The sequence below is a fragment of the Pseudoalteromonas sp. SR43-5 genome (assembly GCF_014163835.1).
GTDB classification, from domain to species: Bacteria; Pseudomonadota; Gammaproteobacteria; order Enterobacterales; family Alteromonadaceae; genus Pseudoalteromonas; species Pseudoalteromonas distincta.
The window spans coordinates 25,234-43,958 of record NZ_JACJEA010000025.1 but is presented as its reverse complement, the minus strand read 5'-3'; the positions used below and the strand labels follow the sequence as shown (position 1 = coordinate 43,958).

Genomic DNA, 18,725 nt, shown 5'->3' with positions numbered 1-18,725 from the left:
AAGCAGTAGCTTAGTGAATGGATAGCGACTTCTACACCGCGTATTTATTACATCGGCGTCCTTATAGTGACTCCCAAGTAATGTTAGATATGCTTGTAGAAGGCGTTGGTCAGTTAAGAATGCTGGCCCGAATTAGTGGTCGCCAGGCCACTAAACATAAAGCACAACTTCAGCCGTTTCAGGCACTGCTTGTTAATTACAGTGGCAAGTACGATTTAAAATATATCAATAAGTTTGAACTGCATGGGAACTCGCACTTTTTAAAAGGTGATGAGCTTTATTGTGGTTTTTATTTAAATGAGCTTACAAATCGTATCGTTCCTGTTAACGAGCCAATTGAACAAGTATTTGAGCTATATAAAACTCATCTATCAAACCTAAACAGCGGGGCTAATTTACAAGAGGTGCTTCGCTCATACGAGTTTCAACTATTGGAATTACTCGGTTATGGCGTGGATTTTAGTTTTGACGCCAGTGGTGAACCAATAGATGAAAAGCAGACGTATAGTTATTTCCCCGAACTTGGTTTTTTAGTACAAGAAGATACACGTTCTGGATTTAGTGGCAAACAACTCAACGCCATAGCAAATCATGACTTTAGCCAAAATGATGTGCTATATATGGCAAAGCAATTAAGTCGCTATTTATTAAAACCCTTATTAGGTAGTAAACCATTAAAAAGCCGCGAGCTATTTATGGCCTCTCAATAAACGTAATTTTACAGGTAAGAAAATGAAAGATATTCTTTTGGGTGTAAACGTAGATCATATTGCAACACTTCGCCAAGCGCGTGGAACAAGCTATCCAGATCCAGCTCATGCAGCCAGTGTAGCAGAGCATGCAGGCGCAGACGGTATTACGATTCACTTACGTGAAGACAGACGCCATATTCAAGATCGCGACGTTTATGTAATGGCTAAAACCATTCAAACTCGTATGAATCTTGAAACCGCTGTTACCGATGAAATGATAAAAATCGCGCTTGAAGTAAAACCTGAGTACGTGTGTTTAGTACCTGAAAAGCGCGAAGAATTAACAACCGAAGGTGGCTTAGACGTAGCCGGTAATATAGATAAAATTAAAGCAGCAACAAAAACGCTTACCGAAGCGGGTATTAAAGTATCGCTATTTATTGATGCAGATAAAGCACAGTTAGATGCAGCCAAAGAATGTGGTGCTCCTTATATAGAAATACACACAGGCGCGTACGCTGATGCCACAAATGATACTGATTTACACAAAGAGTTAGAGCACATTCGTGAAGGTGTTAAATACGCAGCAAGCTTAGGTTTGATTGTTAACGCTGGCCATGGTCTTCATTATCATAACGTGAAACCAATCGCTGCAATGCCTGAGATTTATGAGCTAAATATTGGTCACGCTATTATTGCTCGTGCAGCGATAGATGGGCTCGATAAAGCCGTACGCGACATGAAACGATTAATGATTGAAGCAAGAATGTAAGATAAGCAAACATAAGTATTTAAAAAGCTTAATAAAAAAACGCGGTAAATACCGCGTTTTTTTGTATCTAAAATTCAAAGCTTATCTTTGCAGTTCAGTCACACTTGCATCCGCAAGTAGGTTTTCAAGCTCATCTTGTAACTCAAATAATTCAGGTTCAATATTCTCTAACAAGCATTTATTTTTAAGCGATGTTTCGATTGTTTCTGCGAGTGATTTAAGTTTTGGTACACCAGTGTAACAACATGCACCATGAAATTTATGAACAATACTTAACACTTGCTGGCAATCGTTACTCTCTATTGCTTTAGCAAGTAATGTAAGGGTCTCAGGGACACTTAAAAGTAGCATGTTAAGCATCTCTAGCGCTAACTCGCTCTTTCCGCCAGCACGCTGCAGGGCTTGTGCCCAATCAATTCGACTACTTTGAAATGGTGCAGGACTTTGTGGTATATCTGTTTTAGCTTTGTCACGATTAACAGGAGTCTGTGGACTATGGTCGCTAATAATTTGTTTAAGCATATCTTCATCAATAGGCTTAGTTAAATAGCCTTTAAAGCCATCTTTTAGTAGTTGCTCTTTTTCGCTTTGAAGGGCGTGTGCCGTTACAGCGATAATGGGTGTGTCTTCATTAAGTGATGATTCTTGTATAAGCTTACATGCGGTTATACCGTCCATAATTGGCATTTGTATATCCATAAAAATTATGTCGTATTTATGACTTTTACTTAAACTGTATGCCTGTGAACCATTATGAGCCGTTTCTATTACTTCAATCTGTTCACTTAACAAAGTATGGAGAAGTTTTAAATTAGCATCGTTATCATCAACAACCAATACTTTTAACGGCAGTAGAGCTTGATCGTTTTGTTCAATATTATGAGTCGGGTGGTCAAGTCTGTAAGGTGCTGCAAGTACTTCACATAACTTACGGTGATTAAGTGGCTTACTTAAACATGCATCAGCTCCGCTGCCTATAAAGGCTTCTCGCATATTGTGCGATACAGTATTAAGCATTAAATATAAGTAATCAGTAGATTCACGCACGGCTTTTACATAGCTTTTTAGTTGCTGCATATCATCAACTGATGCCATATGGCCAATTAAGCAAACGTCATATTTATGTTCAGTATTTTTTATAGCGTCTAAAAAGCTAGTTTCGTTAAAGCATGCCGTAACGTTTGATTCCCACTGGGTTAATAACGAAAGTACGGCATGGTGCGTATGCTCATGTGGCTCTAAATATAAGATACGCTTACCAATGAGCGATTTAGTCGGTAAGTCATTTGTAAATACGTGATTTGGCAAACTAAACACACTATTGAATGTAAAGCAGGTACCGTTACCAGGCGCAGAATTTAACGTTATACGACCACTCATTGCTTCAACAATATGCTTGGTAATAATAAGACCAAGGCCTGTACCACCAAACTTACGTGTAATGCTTGAGTCTGCTTGCCCAAATGGAGTGAATAAAGAGTCTTGCTTATCCATAGGTATACCCACGCCAGTATCTGTTACTGACACAAGTAAAGAAGTGCGTTCGTCGTCGAGTAACCGATGGCTTATGTCGACCTTAATAGAGCCTTTTTCGGTAAATTTAATCGCATTACTTAACAGGTTTATTAAGACTTGTTTAAAGCGAGTGGGATCGCCTGTTAAGTCATCCGGTACTTGTTGGTTAATGTAAATGGATAGCTCTAATTGCTTATCGTGTGCGCTAGGAGCGAGTAGTGTCATTACTTCATTTACAGCATCACGAAGTTGAAACTGAATCGACTCAAGCTCCATTGCCCCCGCTTCTAGTTTGGAGAAGTCTAAAATGTCGCTAATAATAGTCATTAAACTATTTGCTGAGAGCATAATAGTGTCGAGGTAATCTTTTTGATGTTTATTCAGCGGTGTTTTATAAAGCTGGCGTGTAAATCCAATAACACCGTTTAACGGAGTACGAAGCTCGTGACTCATTTTAGCTAAAAAGTCTGATTTTACACGGTTAGCATCTTGCGCTTCTTTTTTTGCAAACGAGAGCTCTATATTTGACGTTTCGTATTGCTCTAGTGTTTCGCGGTAGTCGCTTGTTGCTTGATCAATATTTTTTTGCATTTCATCTTTTTGCATCACCATAGTGTGAGCAATGGTGTTTAAGCCTTCTCGAAGTAACTCAAACTCACCAATCATGTTGTCGTTAAGGCCAGTACTTCTTTTACCTTCAACTAACTTGTCGGTTGCAAGTACTAACTTATTAAGCGGCGTCATAAACATGCGGCTTAACTTTAAAGCTAAAATAGCTGCAAACACCAATGATAAAATAATTACAATACCGCTAATTAATAAAGCTCGTTGTTGCCCTATAACTGCTTGGTCTTTGTTTAGCTGTATAATAACGGTGCCCAAAGATGACTGAAAAGCCGATGGATCCCATTTAGAGTCGTGACTTGTATGGTTAATAATGGGCGTGAAGAATGTAACAAGCTCATCTGACTTTTGCACACGGGTCGTTTTTAAATTTATGAGCGTTTTTTGATTAATTAACTTTTCAAATGAGCGGTGATAATTACTGGTCATTAATAGCGCATTATTTTTATCAAAAATAGCAATCGACTTAATTGTAGGGGAGTGCTTGTTATGCGTGTAGCTTATAAGGCGATTCAATAGCTGTTTGTTTTTTTCGAGCATGGGCTGCTCAAGCGCAATAGCAAGGGGCTCAGAAATAGTAGTGCCTTGCTGATATAAAATTTCATCAAGCTCAATGTAACGATTTATTGTAAAATAGCCACCAAGTAGTAATCCTATGATCACCGTTGGGATCAGGGTCAGTGTTAAAACAGAATCGCGTAAGCCTAATTTGGTCATAATGAGAGCGTTTTATCGTTATTAGTATGACTTGAGTATATACGGTTCAACACGCATTCTAAAGCATCTAAATATAGGTGCTTCATAAATAAAGTTAAGGTAATGCCTAATGGCGCAAATTTTTAAAGCGAAAAAAAAACCGTTAAAGCAACAAACACTAGAATTGACTATAACGGGAATGGATCATCAAGGGCGTGGCATTGCTAAACATAACAATAAAGTATGTTTTGTAATCGGTGCATTACCAAACGAAACAGTCAAAGCAACACTCGTCGAAGATAAAGCTAAATACAGCAGTGCAAAAGTAATTAAAGTTATTAAAGCGAGTGAATCAAGAGTAGATGCTTTTTGTGAGCACTATAATCAGTGTGGTGGTTGCCAATTACAGCATTTAGAAGAAAGCCAACAAGTTGTAGAAAAACAAACTGCAGTTACTCAGTTATTTAGTAAGTTTGCTAAATTAAACAGCTTAAACTGGCAAACCCCATTATTAAGTAAACCTGTGCATTACAGACGCAGCGCTCGTATAGCTGTTATGTTTGATAAAGCAGCTAAAAAAATGCGCGTGGGTTACAGAGCAAGTGGCTCAAAAAATATTGTGAGTATTAATAAATGTGCAGTACTTGATGAAGTATTTACAGATGTTTTCACACTTTTTGATGATTTAATTAATCAACACAAAGCACTGCACAGTATAAGCCATTTACAGTTATGCCAAAGTGATAAACAAAACTTTGTTGTTATTCGTCACACTAAAGCAATTAATGATGATACAAAGGCTTTGGTTGAGCACATAACAAAAAGCCAGCAGTTTAAAATTGTATGGCAAAGCGAGAGCGATGCAATAGAACATTCACACTTAGCCATGCCATTTTATTATCTTAAAGAATTTGATCTAAAATTTGAATTTGGTTTAGGTAATTTTATTCAGGTAAATGCGCAAGTTAACGAAGCTATGTTAAAGCAAGCTGCAAATTGGCTTGATTTAAAAGGTGATGAAAATTTATTGGATTTATTTTGTGGGATTGGTAATTTCTCATTAGTGTTAGCAAAACAAGCAAAATCTGTAATTGGTGTAGAAGGTGTGACTTCAGCGGTTGCAATGGCTGCTCAAAATGCGCAAACTAACTCTATTACCAATGCGCAGTTTCATTGCTTTGATTTAACCCAAAGCATACAGAGCGCCCCATGGTTTAGCAAAAACTTAGATGTGCTTGTACTCGATCCTTCGAGGACTGGTGCTATGGCTGTATTAGAGCAATTACCTTTAAAGCAGTTTAAAACTATTTTATATGTCTCTTGTGACCCTGTTACTTTAGCCCGTGACAGCGCAATTATTTCACAAGCTGGCTTTGATCTTAATAAAATTGGGCTAATGAATATGTTTCCTCATACAGGGCATATTGAAACTATGGCGTTATTTCAACGGAGGTAGAACGCATTATGGTAGCTACACGACAATCACATCAACAAGATGAGACAACAGATTTTAGCACTCGGCTTTCATTTCTTGCCTTGTCTGAAGAAAAAACAGAGCTACTTACTAAAGCCCAAGCGCTCTGCGTAAAATGTGATAGTGAAAGCAGGCAAACTACTGCAATCGAAATGGTTGAAATTTTAGCTGAGCTAAATCTCGACCCCGAATCGTTAGTTACTGCGTATTTAACCCCGTATTTTTTAAACGACTTAATATCGCTTGAAACCATCGAAGAGCAGCTTGGGAATAACATTGCCATGCTGCTAACTGGGGTTGCACAAATGGCCACTATTAGTACTTTATCGCATCAAGGTAAAGGCACTATGCAAGTTGATAATATTCGAAAAATGTTATTAACCATGGTTGAAGATGTGCGCGCCGTGGTCATTAAGCTTGCCGAGCAGGTATGTCATTTACGCAATGTAAAAAATGCGGATGAAGAAGACCGCGTCATTGCCGCTAAAGAAACGGCTGATATTTTTGCACCATTGGCAAACAGATTAGGAATAGGGCAATTAAAATGGGAACTGGAAGATTTATCGTTTAGATATTTGCACCCAGGCACCTATAAAAGCATAGCCAAACAACTTGACGACAAACGCCTTACACGCGAAGCCTACATGGAAGATATGGTTGAGCAAGTAAAAAACCGTTTAAGTGAAGCGGGCATAGAAGCCCAAGTTTATGGTCGTCCTAAGCACATTTACAGCATTTATAAAAAAATGCAGCAAAAAAACTACGAGTTTGATCAGCTTTTTGATATTCGGGCAATGCGTATCGTCGTTGAACGCCTGCAAGACTGCTACGGTGCGCTTGGTATTGTGCACACCAATTGGCGTCATCTTAATAAAGAGTTTGACGACTATGTAGCAACCCCAAAGCAAAACGGCTATCAGTCAATTCATACCGTGGTATTTGGACCTGAAGGTAAAACGGTAGAGATACAAATTCGTACCAGCGACATGCATCAAGATGCTGAGTTAGGAGTGGCTGCACACTGGATGTACAAAGAAGGTGCATTACCAGGGCGCGGCTCGGGTTATGAGCAAAAAATCAGCTGGTTGCGTAAGCTACTCCAATGGCAAGAAGAAGTGGTTGATGGTGGCGATTTAGCAGAAGAGCTTAAAAACCAAGTAGTAGAAGATCGCGTATACATATTTACCCCAAGCGGCGATATTATCGATTTACCACTTGGCGCTACACCGCTTGATTTTGCTTACTACATTCACTCAAATGTGGGGCATCGTTGTATTGGTGCAAAAATATTCGGCAAAATAGTGCCGTTTACGCATCAACTTACAACAGGGGATCAGGTAGAAATACTCACCCAAAAACAACCAAATCCAAGTCGTGATTGGTTAAACCCGTCATTAGGATACATTAAGTCATCCCGTGCTAGAGCTAAAATCCACCACTGGTTTAAACAGCTCGACCGCGACAAAAACTTAAGTGCGGGGAAAGAAATTCTCGACAGTGAATTACAAAAGCTCAATTTAACATATAAAGATTTAGAGCCAGCCATTAAGCGTTTTAACTTTAAAGAGCTGGATGACTTAATGGTTGCGATTGGTGCGGGCGATGTTCGCCTCAATCAAATGCTTAACTTTGTAAGTGATCGGACAGAAGATGAGCCGGTTATTCGCATTAAAGCACCAAGTAAAGTAACTGGTGATAAAAACGGCATTGTGGTTGATGGTGTTGGCAGCTTAATGAGCCATGTAGCCAAGTGCTGTCGCCCAGTACCTGGCGATGAAATAATAGGTTATATAACCCAAGGTCGAGGAATAGGTGTTCATAAGGAAGACTGTGATTCGTTTAATAACTTAAAAAACCAGCATCCTGAGCGTGTTATTTCGGTAAGTTGGTCAGATGATATTAACGGCTCGTACGCACTAAGTATTAAAATAGAAGCCACCGATCGTTCAGGGTTGATACGCGATATAAGCTCAGTACTTGCTAATGAAAAAGTAAATGTTTTAAACATGAACGTAAATACGGTGGAAGATAATCAGTTAGCTATATTTACAATGCAAATAGAAGTACATGACTTATCGGGTACTAACCGTGTTCTTTCTAAATTACACCAAATTGAAGGTGTACATGATGCCAAGCGTGGTCATTAATCATGAATGATAATACAGCGCTTACACAACTTCTTAGCATAATGAAAACACTGCGAGATCCCAAGGGCGGTTGTCCGTGGGATCTCAAGCAAAATTTTAAATCTATTGTGCCGCATACGCTAGAAGAAGCGTACGAAGTTGCCGACTGTATTGAATCAGGCAACTTAGATGAGCTTAAAGGTGAATTGGGTGATTTGCTATTTCAAATAGTTTTTTATGCGCAACTTGCACAAGAGCAAAATCTATTTGATTTTAATGATCTAGTAGAGCAATTAAACGATAAGCTTACCCGTCGTCACCCGCATGTGTTTGGTGAAAAAAAAGAGCTAACAGACGATCAATTATCGCAGCAGTGGCAAGCAATCAAAGCACAGGAGCGAAGTGCTAAAGCGCAAATCGAATCCCCTTCTTTTTGGCAAGATATCCCTGGCAATATGCCAAGCTTAAGTAAAGCCAAAAAAATTCAACAACGCGTGGCTTCCCTTGGCTTTGATTGGCCAACGTATCATGGTGCACTAGATAAAGTGAGTGAAGAAGTGCTTGAAGTAAAAGAAGCGATTGAGCAAGACCCGTTATCTGATCATACAGCGGAAGAGCTCGGCGACTTACTTTTTGCCACTGTTAATGTTGTACGCCATGTTAAACGAGATCCCGAACAACTGCTTCGTAGCGCTAATGATAAGTTTTCAGCGCGTTTTGAAAAGGTAAACGCTTATTTGCATGCGCAAGGTAAAAGCTTAGATACAGCAACCTTTGAAGAGATGGATAGTGCGTGGGATGCGATTAAAAAAGTAAAATAGGCTTAATGTTAAATAGTGCACATTTTTTGTGCGCGTATTAGCTAATTTTAGCTGGATTGATAAGCAGTGTTTTGGTACAATTTCGCCCCGTCTTGATGATATACCCTTAGGCTCTTCTTTGGGTGTTATATTCCTTTTAATTCCTGATATTCTAGGGTTCGCATGAGTACAAAATTTATCTTCGTTACTGGCGGAGTTGTTTCTTCGTTGGGTAAAGGTATTGCCGCAGCTTCACTGGCCGCTATTTTAGAAGCCCGTGGTTTAAATGTTACCATTTTAAAGCTGGATCCTTACATCAACGTTGACCCAGGCACAATGAGCCCAATTCAACACGGTGAAGTTTACGTTACAGAAGACGGCGCAGAAACTGACCTTGATTTAGGTCACTACGAGCGTTTTATCCGTACCAAAATGACTAGTCGTAATAACTTCACACAAGGCCGTGTATATGAAGACGTATTACGTCGTGAGCGCCGTGGTGAATACCTAGGTGCTACTATTCAGGTTATTCCACATATCACTAACGATATTAAGCAGCGTGTATACGACGGTGCTGAAGGTTATGATATTGCTATTGTAGAAATTGGCGGCACTGTAGGTGATATTGAATCACAACCGTTTATTGAAGCAATTCGTCAGATGGGAACTGAAATTGGCCGCGAACGCGCGCTATTTATTCACTTAACGCTAGTGCCATTTTTAGGCCCTGCCGGTGAAGTTAAAACGAAACCAACTCAGCACTCTGTTAAAGAGTTACGCTCAGTAGGTATTCAACCAGATATTCTTATTTGTCGTTCAGACCGTAAACTACCTAATAATGAGCGTGCAAAAATCTCATTATTCACAAACGTAGAAGAAAAAGCGGTTATTTCACTACCCGATGTAGACAGCATTTATAAAATTCCTGCGTTATTAAAAACACAAGAATTAGATAACTTTGTATGTCGTCGTTTTCACTTAGATCCACCAGAAGCTGATTTAGCTGAGTGGGAACAAGTACTTTATCAAGAGTCTAACCCAACGGGTGAAGTGACCATTGGTATGGTTGGTAAATATATTGAATTACCAGATGCGTACAAATCGGTTAACGAAGCATTAAAGCATGCGGGTCTTAAAAACCGCCTAACAATCAACATTGAATACGTAGATTCACAAGACTTAGAAAGCAAAGGTGTTGAATTACTTTCACACTTAGATGCTATTTTAGTACCGGGTGGATTTGGCGGACGTGGTGTTGAAGGTAAAATTTTAGCAGCTAAATATGCACGTGAAAATAAAGTACCATACTTAGGTATTTGTTTAGGGATGCAAGTAGCATTAATTGAATATGCACGTAATGTTGCAGGTTTAACAGATGCAAACTCTACAGAATTTAATGCAAATTCAGAAGCACCGGTAGTTGGCTTAATTACTGAATGGCTAGATGCTGAAGGTAATGTTGAAACACGTAGCGAAAAATCTGATTTAGGTGGCACTATGCGTTTAGGCGCACAAAAATGTCATTTAACGCCTGGTTCTAAAGTACATGGAGTATATGGCAGCGACGAAATTGTTGAACGTCATCGTCATCGCTACGAAGTAAATAATAACTTCGTAGAAATACTTGAAAAAGCAGGCTTAAGCTTTACTGGTTTATCAGAAGATAAAAAACTGGTAGAAATTATCGAAAATAAAGATCACCCATGGTTTATTGCCGCGCAGTTCCATCCGGAATTCACGTCAACGCCACGTGATGGTCATCCGTTATTTGAAGGGTTTGTAGCAGCTGCGCACATCCACCAAAAAGCGAATTCGTAATTTTAAAAGCCGTGCATATTGCACGGCTTTTTTGTTTTAAGGGCTGACTAAGCTATATAAAACGTAGTAAAGTTAGCTGAACTCACCATTTTGGGAATATAGAGGAATCAAGATGTCAGAAATCGTAAAAGTAATCGGTCGCGAAATTATGGACTCGCGTGGTAACCCAACTGTTGAAGCAGACGTACATTTAGCAGATGGTTCTTGGGGTCGTGCAGCAGCACCTTCAGGCGCATCTACTGGTACTCGTGAAGCATTAGAGTTACGCGACGGTGATAAATCACGTTACTTAGGTAAAGGCGTATTAAAAGCAGTTGGTTATATTAATAAAGAAATTGCTGATGCTTTAGCTGGTCAAAATGCATTAGATCAAAACGCTGTTGATAAAGTTATGCTAGATTTAGATGGTACCGAAAATAAAGAAAAATTAGGTGCAAACGCAATCTTAGCTGTATCACTAGCAACTGCGAAAGCAGCTGCACAGTCTAAAAAAGTTGAGCTTTATGAACATATTGCTGACTTAAATGGCACACCAGGTGTTTACTCTATGCCACTTCCAATGATGAACATCATCAATGGTGGTGAGCACGCAGATAACTCTGTAGATATTCAAGAATTCATGATCCAACCTGTTGGCGCTAAAAACTTCCGCGAAGGCCTACGTATGGGCGCTGAAGTATTCCACAGCCTTGCTAAAGTGCTTAAAGCTGATGGTCATTCAACAGCGGTTGGCGATGAAGGTGGTTTTGCACCTAACCTTGCATCTAACGAAGCGGCTCTTGCTGCAATCAAAGTAGCTGTTGCAAACGCAGGTTACGAGCTAGGTAAAGATATTACTTTAGCGATGGATTGTGCTGCATCTGAGTTTTACGACAAAGAAGCAAACATCTACGATCTTAAAGGTGAAGGTAAAAAATTCACTTCTGAAGAATTTAACTTCTTCTTACAAGATCTTACTAATCAGTACCCAATCGTTTCTATTGAAGATGGTCTTGATGAGTCTGATTGGGATGGCTTTGCACACCAAACTAAACTAATGGGTGATAAAATCCAATTAGTAGGTGATGATTTATTTGTAACTAACACTAAGATTTTAAAACGTGGTATCGACAACGGTATTGCTAACTCAATCTTAATTAAGTTTAACCAAATCGGTTCTTTAACTGAAACTTTAGCTGCAATCAAAATGGCTAAAGATGCTGGTTTTACTGTTGTTATTTCTCACCGTTCTGGTGAAACTGAAGATTCAACAATTGCTGATTTAGCAGTGGGTACTGCTGCAGGTCAAATCAAAACAGGTTCACTGAGCCGTTCTGACCGTGTTGCAAAGTACAACCAATTGCTACGTATTGAAGAGCAATTAGGTGATAAAGCACCGTACAACGGTCTTAAAGAAGTTAAAGGTCAGTAATTCTATTTTACATAGAATATAACTTTTAATTTTAGATGATAAAATCCTCGCCTATGCGGGGATTTTTTATGCCTGATACTTTTTCCAAAGAGATGAAAATAAATTGTATGCTTTAAGCTTGTTGATGTACGCAGCACTAAAGAGTGGAGCACAAAAGTATAACGCTTTACTCATGCTTTAACTTCTTACGCACTCATAGCTGAAACTGCTGCTTTAAAATATCACCTGTAAAACTGGTTTTTAAATAAAAACCACGGGGTAGGGTTTTAATTATTTGCCCATTTGGGCCAATAGCATCAGTGACTATTTTACTATGAGCAGCTTTGGGGCGTATTTGCATAGCATCGCCTAAATGGCCTGATATTTCGTCGACTCTACCTAGCGCAATTAGCTCCATTTGCTCTTCCCAGTCGCGTTGTAACAAAGCGTCTTGTTCAGGTGAAGGCTGCCACAAAAAGCCGCTGCCGATAGTTCTGTCAAACGGCGCAATATCACGTTCGCTTAAAATTGGCAGCCATAAAACATGATTTAGTTTTTTACGCACAGAGCTGGTATGCCACGTCATTCCCGTTACGTTCATTAAAGGTGTAACCGATACAAACGTAGTTTCCAGTGGCCTACCTTTATAAGAAATAGGCAGTGTTTTTAGCTCAATTCCTAAATCTTCAAAATCGGGGAGGGGTTTTGAGCCTGCAGTAGCGCCTAGTACGTATTCAATGAGTTGCCCAGTCCAGCCTTTTTCACGTAGTAAGTCATCAGGTGTTTTAAAATGGTAGTGGTTTGCAAGTTGTCCTAGCGTTAATCCGGCAATACTGTTAACGCGCTGCATTAAGTCGTTTATTGAGTGTGGTTTTGTAGGTCGCATATTCTTAATTTCGGTTGTATAAATACCATAGCCATGATAGCAAATAGGCTAAGCCGTGGATATCTTTAGGGTTGTACGTTTTTTGCTCGCTTGTTGTTTGTGTTAATTTTGCACATATTGAAATTAAGCTACTTAACTTTAAGTTACTGACTCTGCAGGTTTTTTTAAATGTGCACGTTCAGTTTTGATTAAGCCATTTAAAAGTTGTAAGGATAAATACAACTATATGAACATGTTTATCCACAGAATCTGTGGAGAAGCTAAGTTTTAAGATCTAATATTGTGGATTTGTTTGCAAAATGAGCGTGTTTTACAAAAGTTATGCACAAACTGTGAGTAACTAGAGGAAAACAAGAACCGCAATAGCCTTGTTAAGTTATTTTCCAAATATTTACCCACTCTCCATAATTTATCAATGTACTAAAAGCTCAAACTTAGCTTACTAATCGGGTTGGGTATAATAGTATTTGCCGTATTGCGGCTAATGTGGAACAATCATTAAAAATCGACTTACAAATGAGGCACTAAGGTGATTGATGCCGAAGGTTTTCGTGCCAATGTCGGAATTGTGATTTGCAATAATCAGGGACAGGTTTTTTGGGCCAGACGTTATGGTCAACACTCTTGGCAATTTCCCCAAGGTGGTGTTGATGATGGCGAAACTGCAGAACAAACCATGTACCGTGAATTACACGAAGAAGTAGGGTTGCGACCAGAAGATGTAGAAATAGTCGCAAGCTCAAAACATTGGTTACGCTATAAATTACCCAAACGATTAATCCGCCGAGACTCTAGTCCGGTGTGTATTGGGCAAAAACAAAAATGGTTTTTACTAAAATTACGCTGTAAAGACGAAGATGTAAATTTACTTAAAACCCATCATCCTGAATTTGATGATTGGCGCTGGGTAAGTTATTGGTATCCTGTAAGACAGGTTGTATCGTTTAAACGGGATGTTTATCGACGTGTAATGAAAGAGTTTGCTCCTTTCGCCATGCCTTTTAATAAGAGAGAACAACATAAAGATCATTGGCGAAGTAAAAGGTAGTTAATTCAGAATAAAATAAAGGAGCAGGACATGCTGGCTACACTGAGATCTATTGCGGAGTCTGTATCGCGACAAGCGAATTTAGACAGCGCATTAGTGTGCTTTGTGCAAATGGTTAAAGATGCCATGAAAACCCAGTGCTGCTCCATTTATTTTGCAGATTACAGCCAAGACAATTTTGTACTTATGGCAACCGAAGGGCTAAACCCCGATGCGGTAGGTAAGTTTAGAATTGGTTTTACCGAAGGTTTAGTTGGCCTAGTAGCGCAACGCGAAGAACCTATTAATATTGCATTTGCTAAATCGCATCCTCGTTTTAAGCTCTCCCCCGAAGTAAACGAAGAAGGCTACAACGCTTTTTTATCTGTACCCGTTGTTCATCAAAAAAAAGTACTGGGTGTTATTGTTGTTCAACAAAAAATGGCACGTGTATTTAGCCAAGACGAAGAGTCGTTTTTAATAACGCTTTCTGCCCAGCTTGCTTCACAGTTAGCGCATGCTGAAATTAAAGAAATACTCCGCCAAGATGAGTCATCTCATCAAACGTCTGTTTTAAAAGGCGTATCGAGCGCGCCTGGAATAGGTATAGGGCAAGCATTTGTTGTATTACCAAAACTTGATTTTAAATCTATTGAGCTTTTAAAAGACAGTGACGTTACTGAGCAGCGCCGTTTATTTACTCAAGCTGTAGCTGCAACACGCAAAGAGTTTAATACCCTATCTATGACGCTAAGCGATTCTATTCCGCACGAAGCTCTTGCGGTATTTGATGTGTATCAACAACTGCTTGATGCTAAAAGTTTAGGGCATAATGTTGAAATGCAATTACAAGAAGGCTGGTGTGCTAAAAGCGCCCTAAAAATTGTAATAGAGCGTTTAATATCTCAATTTAATGCCATGCAAGACCCTTATATAAAAGAGCGTGCTGTTGATGTTAAAGATATTGGCCTTCGTGTATTACATCATCTTGTAAATACCGAGCACGCTGTTAAAAATTATCCGGCCAATACTATTTTAATTGCTAATACCTTAACACCCGCCATGCTTGCTGAGGTGCCAAAAGGTCACTTAACAGGCGTTGTAAGCGTAAATGGCTCTGCAAATAGCCATGCTTCTATATTAACGCGTGCGATGGGGATACCTGCCATTTGGGGTATAGAAGATTTACCTCTACTGCAGTTTAATGGCAAACCGATGATTTTAGATGCATTTGCTGGGCGTTTATATATATCGCCTTCGCAAATGTTGATGGATGAATACACAGAGTTACAGCATCAAGATAACCTACTTAATAACCGCTTTTTAGCAGAGCAAGACTCAGAATCAATTACGCTTGACGGTGAGCATGTTAGCTTATTATTAAACGCAGGCCTTGAGCTTAATACCGAGCAAAGTAGCGCGCATATTTGTGACGGTGTGGGGCTTTACCGTACCGAAGCGTGGTTTATGCAAAAGGGTCAGTTTCCTTCGCAATCAGAGCAAGAAAATTGGTACCGAGAAGTACTAACTAGCTATCATCCTAATCCTGTGGTTATGCGTACATTGGATATTGGGGGCGATAAGGTACTCGATTACTTTAACATTACCGAAGAAAACCCATTTTTAGGTTGGCGTGGCATTCGTATTAGCCTTGATCACCCAGAGTTATTTTTAGATCAACTAAAAGCGATGCTTAAAGCAAACATTGGTTTGGGTAATTTAAAAATAATGCTCCCTATGATCAGTGGCACTGAAGAAGTTGATGAGTCACTTGCGTTATTTGAACAGGCTTATTTTGAGTTAAGTGAAAAATACCCAGAGCAAACCATAGAAAGACCCGACATAGGTATAATGCTAGAGGTACCTTCAAGTGTATTTATGCTTCCAGAGTGGTCAAAAAAAGTCGATTTTTGCTCAGTAGGTAGTAACGATTTAACACAGTATTTATTAGCAGTAGACAGGGCTAATGCACGAGTTGCCGAACTTTTTAACCCTTATCACCCGGGCGTACTCAGGGTACTAAATAAAGTAGCGCGTGAATGTGAACAATATGAACTGCCATTTAGTTTGTGTGGTGAACTAGGTGGCGATCCTGAAGGGGCTATTTTGCTTATTGCCATGGGTTACAGGCGCCTTAGTATGAATTTATCATCGCTTAATAAAGTTAAATGGGTACTTAGGCGTTTAAATGTCAGTGACATGGAACAACTATTAAGTGAATGCTTAGCGCAATCCACAGCCAAACAAGTACTACGTTTAACGCGAAGCTTTATGCTAGAGCATAAATTAGGTGATTTGTTTTACACTCCCAAATAAGCTTATACGCCTAATTAATTGCAATACACAGATGCTATTAGTTTTATAATCCTTTAATATATAAACCTTAAAAGGGTATTTGAGATTACTATGTATGACTTAGGTTTGTTAGTCGCAAGCTGCGCACTACTAGGCTGTATTGTTGGGTTTTTAGCTGGGTTACTAGGCATTGGTGGCGGTTTAATTATCGTTCCAGTTCTAAGCACTCTGCTACTGTCATTTAATGTAACGTCAGCTGATCATGTATTAGTAATTGCTATTGCAACCTCACTCGCCTCTATTTTATTTACTTCAACGTCTTCAGCGCTGGCTCATCATAAAAATGATAACGTGCCTTGGGATATTGCCCCATGGGTTATGTCGGGCGTGGCTTTAGGTGCACTTATTAGTGGCTTTGCAGCAAGTTTAATCCCTGAACAAATATTGCGTACAGTGTTTGCTATAAGTGTTGTATTTATTGCAGCAAGAATGGTGCTATCCGCGCGTAATAAACCGATGTCAGATAAACCGTTTCCGGCAGGTCCTATTTTAGGTGGATTTTCTGCGATAATGGGCGGATTATCAGGTTTAATTGGTATTGGTGGTGGTGCTTTAATAGTACCTATGCTTAATTATTTTTCGGTTGATATAAAAAAAGCAATTGGCTGCGCAGCCGCGTGCGGAATTGTTATAGCATTATTTGGCTCTATTGGTTACATCAGCGCAGGCTGGCATGTTACCGATTTAGAGCATGGTTTTGCTGGGTTTGTTTATTTACCTGCATTATTTGGAATTGTTATTACCTCGTGGTTTGTTGCGCCTATTGGCGCTAAAGCAACTCACTATTTACCTGTTAATACAATTAAGAAAGTTTTCGCGGTGCTGCTTGTAGTTATCGCAATTAAAATGGTTTTTAGCTAAAGGTTTATTTTTTATGGCACTTGAGTTTCCTCAAATTGATCCAATTATTTTTTCTGTTGGACCGCTAAGCGTACGTTGGTATGGCTTGATGTATTTAATAGGTTTTGCATTTGCGATGTGGTTTGCAAATCGTCAAGCATCAAAGCCAAATTCGGGTTGGACTAAAGAGCAAGTAAGCGATTTACTGTTTTACGGCATGTTAGGGGTAATACTAGGTGGGCGTATTGGCTACGTATTGTTTTACCAGTTTAGTTACTTTATAGAAAACCCACTGTATTTATTTAGAATAGACCAGGGCGGTATGTCGTTTCATGGTGGAACACTTGGCGTTATAACTGCCGTCGCAATTTTTTCGTGGACGCGTAAAAAGTCGCTTCTTCAAGTGGGCGACTTTGTTGCACCACTGGTTCCTGTAGGGCTTTTAGCTGGACGTATTGGTAACTTTATAAACGGTGAATTATGGGGGCGTGTTACCGACGTGCCATGGGCAATGGTATTTCCAACGGGCGGTCCGCTTGCGCGTCACCCATCGCAATTATACGAAGCATTTTTTGAAGGCTTAGTGCTGTTTTTAATCCTGCAATGGTTTATTAAAAAACCACGTCCAGCAGGCAGCGTAGCCGGTGTATTTTTATTAGGTTATGGCGTGTTTAGATTTTGTATTGAATATTTCCGCCAACCCGATGCACAATTAGGTTTATTTGCCGACTTTATATCAATGGGACAAATACTTTCGTTACCTATGATTGTAGGTGGTTTAGGCTTATTAATTTGGGCATATAAACAACCTAAACAAATAACCACAGCTAAAGCATAATAAGAAGTAACGCATGAAACAATATTTAGAATTATGTCAGCGTATTGTTGACGAAGGGCAGTGGGTCGAAAATAAACGTACAGGTACGCGTTGTTTAACCGTTATCAATGCTGATTTAGAATACGATGTGGCTAATAATCAGTTTCCGATGATCACTACACGCAAAAGTTACTACAAAGCAGCGATTGCTGAATTGCTAGGCTATTTACGCGGGTACGACAGCGCTGCGCAATTTCGTGAAATTGGCTGTAAAACGTGGGATGCTAACGCAAACGATAACAATGCATGGCTTAATAATCCTAACCGCAAAGGTGAGGATGACATGGGGCGTGTTTACGGCGTACAAGGTCGTGGTTGGCAACGACCAGATGGCTCAACGCTTGATCAGCTTTCCAAAGTTATTAATAACTTAAAAAATGGCATTGATGACCGTGGTGAAATAATCACGTTTTATAATCCAGGTGAGTTTGAGCTTGGTTGCCTGCGCCCGTGTATGCATACACACACTTTCTCCTTACTTGGTGATACGCTATATTTAACGTCATACCAGCGAAGCTGTGATGTGCCACTTGGCCTTAATTTTAATCAAATTCAGTGTTTTGTGTTGCTTGCGCTAGTGGCTCAAATTACCGGCCACAAAGCGGGTAAGGCGTATCATAAAATTGCTAATGCACATATTTACGAAAACCAACTTGAGCTGATGCGTGATGTGCAGTTAACGCGTGAGCCATTTGCATCTCCTCAGTTAAAAATTAATCCAAAAATTAAATCATTAGAAGACATAGAAACGTGGGTAACACGAGACGACTTTGAAGTAACAGGCTATCAATGCCACGAAGCGATTCAATATCCATTTTCAGTATAATAAAAGA

Annotated in this window: 14 protein-coding genes; 12 read left to right on the top strand and 2 right to left on the bottom strand. The window is 39.5% G+C overall.

Annotation, left to right across the window (positions count from 1 at the left end):
* Positions 1 to 17 precede the first annotated feature (17 nt).
* Both recO and pdxJ read left to right on the top strand, forming a co-directional pair.
* Positions 18 to 710 (top strand): DNA repair protein RecO, encoded by a 693-nt coding sequence (gene recO / locus H5090_RS14935; protein ID WP_002958713.1) that lies wholly within the window; start codon positions 18 to 20, stop codon positions 708 to 710.
* Positions 711 to 732: 22 nt separating this feature from the next.
* Positions 733 to 1,464: a pyridoxine 5'-phosphate synthase gene (gene pdxJ / locus H5090_RS14930; protein WP_182696101.1), complete on the top strand. Its 732-nt coding sequence runs from the start codon at positions 733 to 735 to the stop codon at positions 1,462 to 1,464.
* Positions 1,465 to 1,545: 81 nt separating this feature from the next.
* Here the strand turns inward: pdxJ and barA are convergent, their stop codons facing one another.
* Complete coding sequence (barA, locus tag H5090_RS14925; RefSeq protein ID WP_182696100.1) at positions 1,546 to 4,320, bottom strand: two-component sensor histidine kinase BarA; 2,775 nt, start codon at positions 4,318 to 4,320, stop codon at positions 1,546 to 1,548.
* Positions 4,321 to 4,429: 109 nt separating this feature from the next.
* On the opposite strand from barA, the gene rlmD reads away from it, so the two are divergent.
* From rlmD to eno, 5 genes are all read left to right on the top strand, one after another.
* Positions 4,430 to 5,755, top strand: coding sequence for a 23S rRNA (uracil(1939)-C(5))-methyltransferase RlmD (gene rlmD / locus H5090_RS14920; RefSeq protein WP_182696099.1), 1,326 nt, complete (start codon positions 4,430 to 4,432; stop codon positions 5,753 to 5,755).
* An 8-nt stretch (positions 5,756 to 5,763) separates the two neighbouring features.
* Complete coding sequence (relA, locus tag H5090_RS14915) at positions 5,764 to 7,920, top strand: GTP diphosphokinase (protein ID WP_182696098.1); 2,157 nt, start codon at positions 5,764 to 5,766, stop codon at positions 7,918 to 7,920.
* Positions 7,921 to 7,922: 2 nt separating this feature from the next.
* Positions 7,923 to 8,720 carry a nucleoside triphosphate pyrophosphohydrolase gene (mazG, locus tag H5090_RS14910; protein ID WP_182696097.1) on the top strand — a complete coding sequence of 266 codons (798 nt, stop codon included), beginning with the start codon at positions 7,923 to 7,925 and terminating at the stop codon, positions 8,718 to 8,720.
* A gap of 162 nt (positions 8,721 to 8,882) precedes the next feature.
* Complete coding sequence (locus H5090_RS14905; protein ID WP_033020682.1) at positions 8,883 to 10,517, top strand: CTP synthase; 1,635 nt, start codon at positions 8,883 to 8,885, stop codon at positions 10,515 to 10,517.
* 112 nt (positions 10,518 to 10,629) lie between these two features.
* Positions 10,630 to 11,928 carry a phosphopyruvate hydratase gene (gene eno, locus H5090_RS14900; protein ID WP_002958706.1) on the top strand — a complete coding sequence of 433 codons (1,299 nt, stop codon included), beginning with the start codon at positions 10,630 to 10,632 and terminating at the stop codon, positions 11,926 to 11,928.
* Positions 11,929 to 12,121: 193 nt separating this feature from the next.
* Here eno and mutH read toward each other — a convergent pair whose 3' ends face one another.
* The gene (gene mutH / locus H5090_RS14895) at positions 12,122 to 12,793 is read right to left on the bottom strand and encodes a DNA mismatch repair endonuclease MutH (protein WP_165723564.1); all 672 of its coding nucleotides are present in this window, start codon (positions 12,791 to 12,793) and stop codon (positions 12,122 to 12,124) included.
* A 529-nt stretch (positions 12,794 to 13,322) separates the two neighbouring features.
* Between mutH and rppH the strand changes: the two genes are divergently transcribed.
* The 5 genes from rppH to H5090_RS14870 all read left to right on the top strand — a co-directional run bounded on the left by rppH (position 13,323) and on the right by H5090_RS14870 (position 18,718).
* Entirely contained in the window at positions 13,323 to 13,841 is a 519-nt protein-coding gene (rppH, locus tag H5090_RS14890) for an RNA pyrophosphohydrolase (protein WP_002958704.1), read from the top strand.
* Between the two features lie 30 nt (positions 13,842 to 13,871).
* Positions 13,872 to 16,136: a phosphoenolpyruvate--protein phosphotransferase gene (ptsP, locus tag H5090_RS14885; RefSeq protein WP_002958703.1), complete on the top strand. Its 2,265-nt coding sequence runs from the start codon at positions 13,872 to 13,874 to the stop codon at positions 16,134 to 16,136.
* 90 nt (positions 16,137 to 16,226) lie between these two features.
* Entirely contained in the window at positions 16,227 to 17,036 is an 810-nt protein-coding gene (locus H5090_RS14880) for a sulfite exporter TauE/SafE family protein (protein ID WP_182696096.1), read from the top strand.
* Positions 17,037 to 17,049: 13 nt separating this feature from the next.
* The gene (gene lgt / locus H5090_RS14875; RefSeq protein ID WP_002958701.1) at positions 17,050 to 17,853 is read left to right on the top strand and encodes a prolipoprotein diacylglyceryl transferase; all 804 of its coding nucleotides are present in this window, start codon (positions 17,050 to 17,052) and stop codon (positions 17,851 to 17,853) included.
* Positions 17,854 to 17,866: 13 nt separating this feature from the next.
* On the top strand, positions 17,867 to 18,718 hold the full coding sequence (locus H5090_RS14870; protein ID WP_024594909.1) for a thymidylate synthase: 852 nt from the start codon (positions 17,867 to 17,869) through the stop codon (positions 18,716 to 18,718).
* Positions 18,719 to 18,725: the final 7 nt, after the last annotated feature.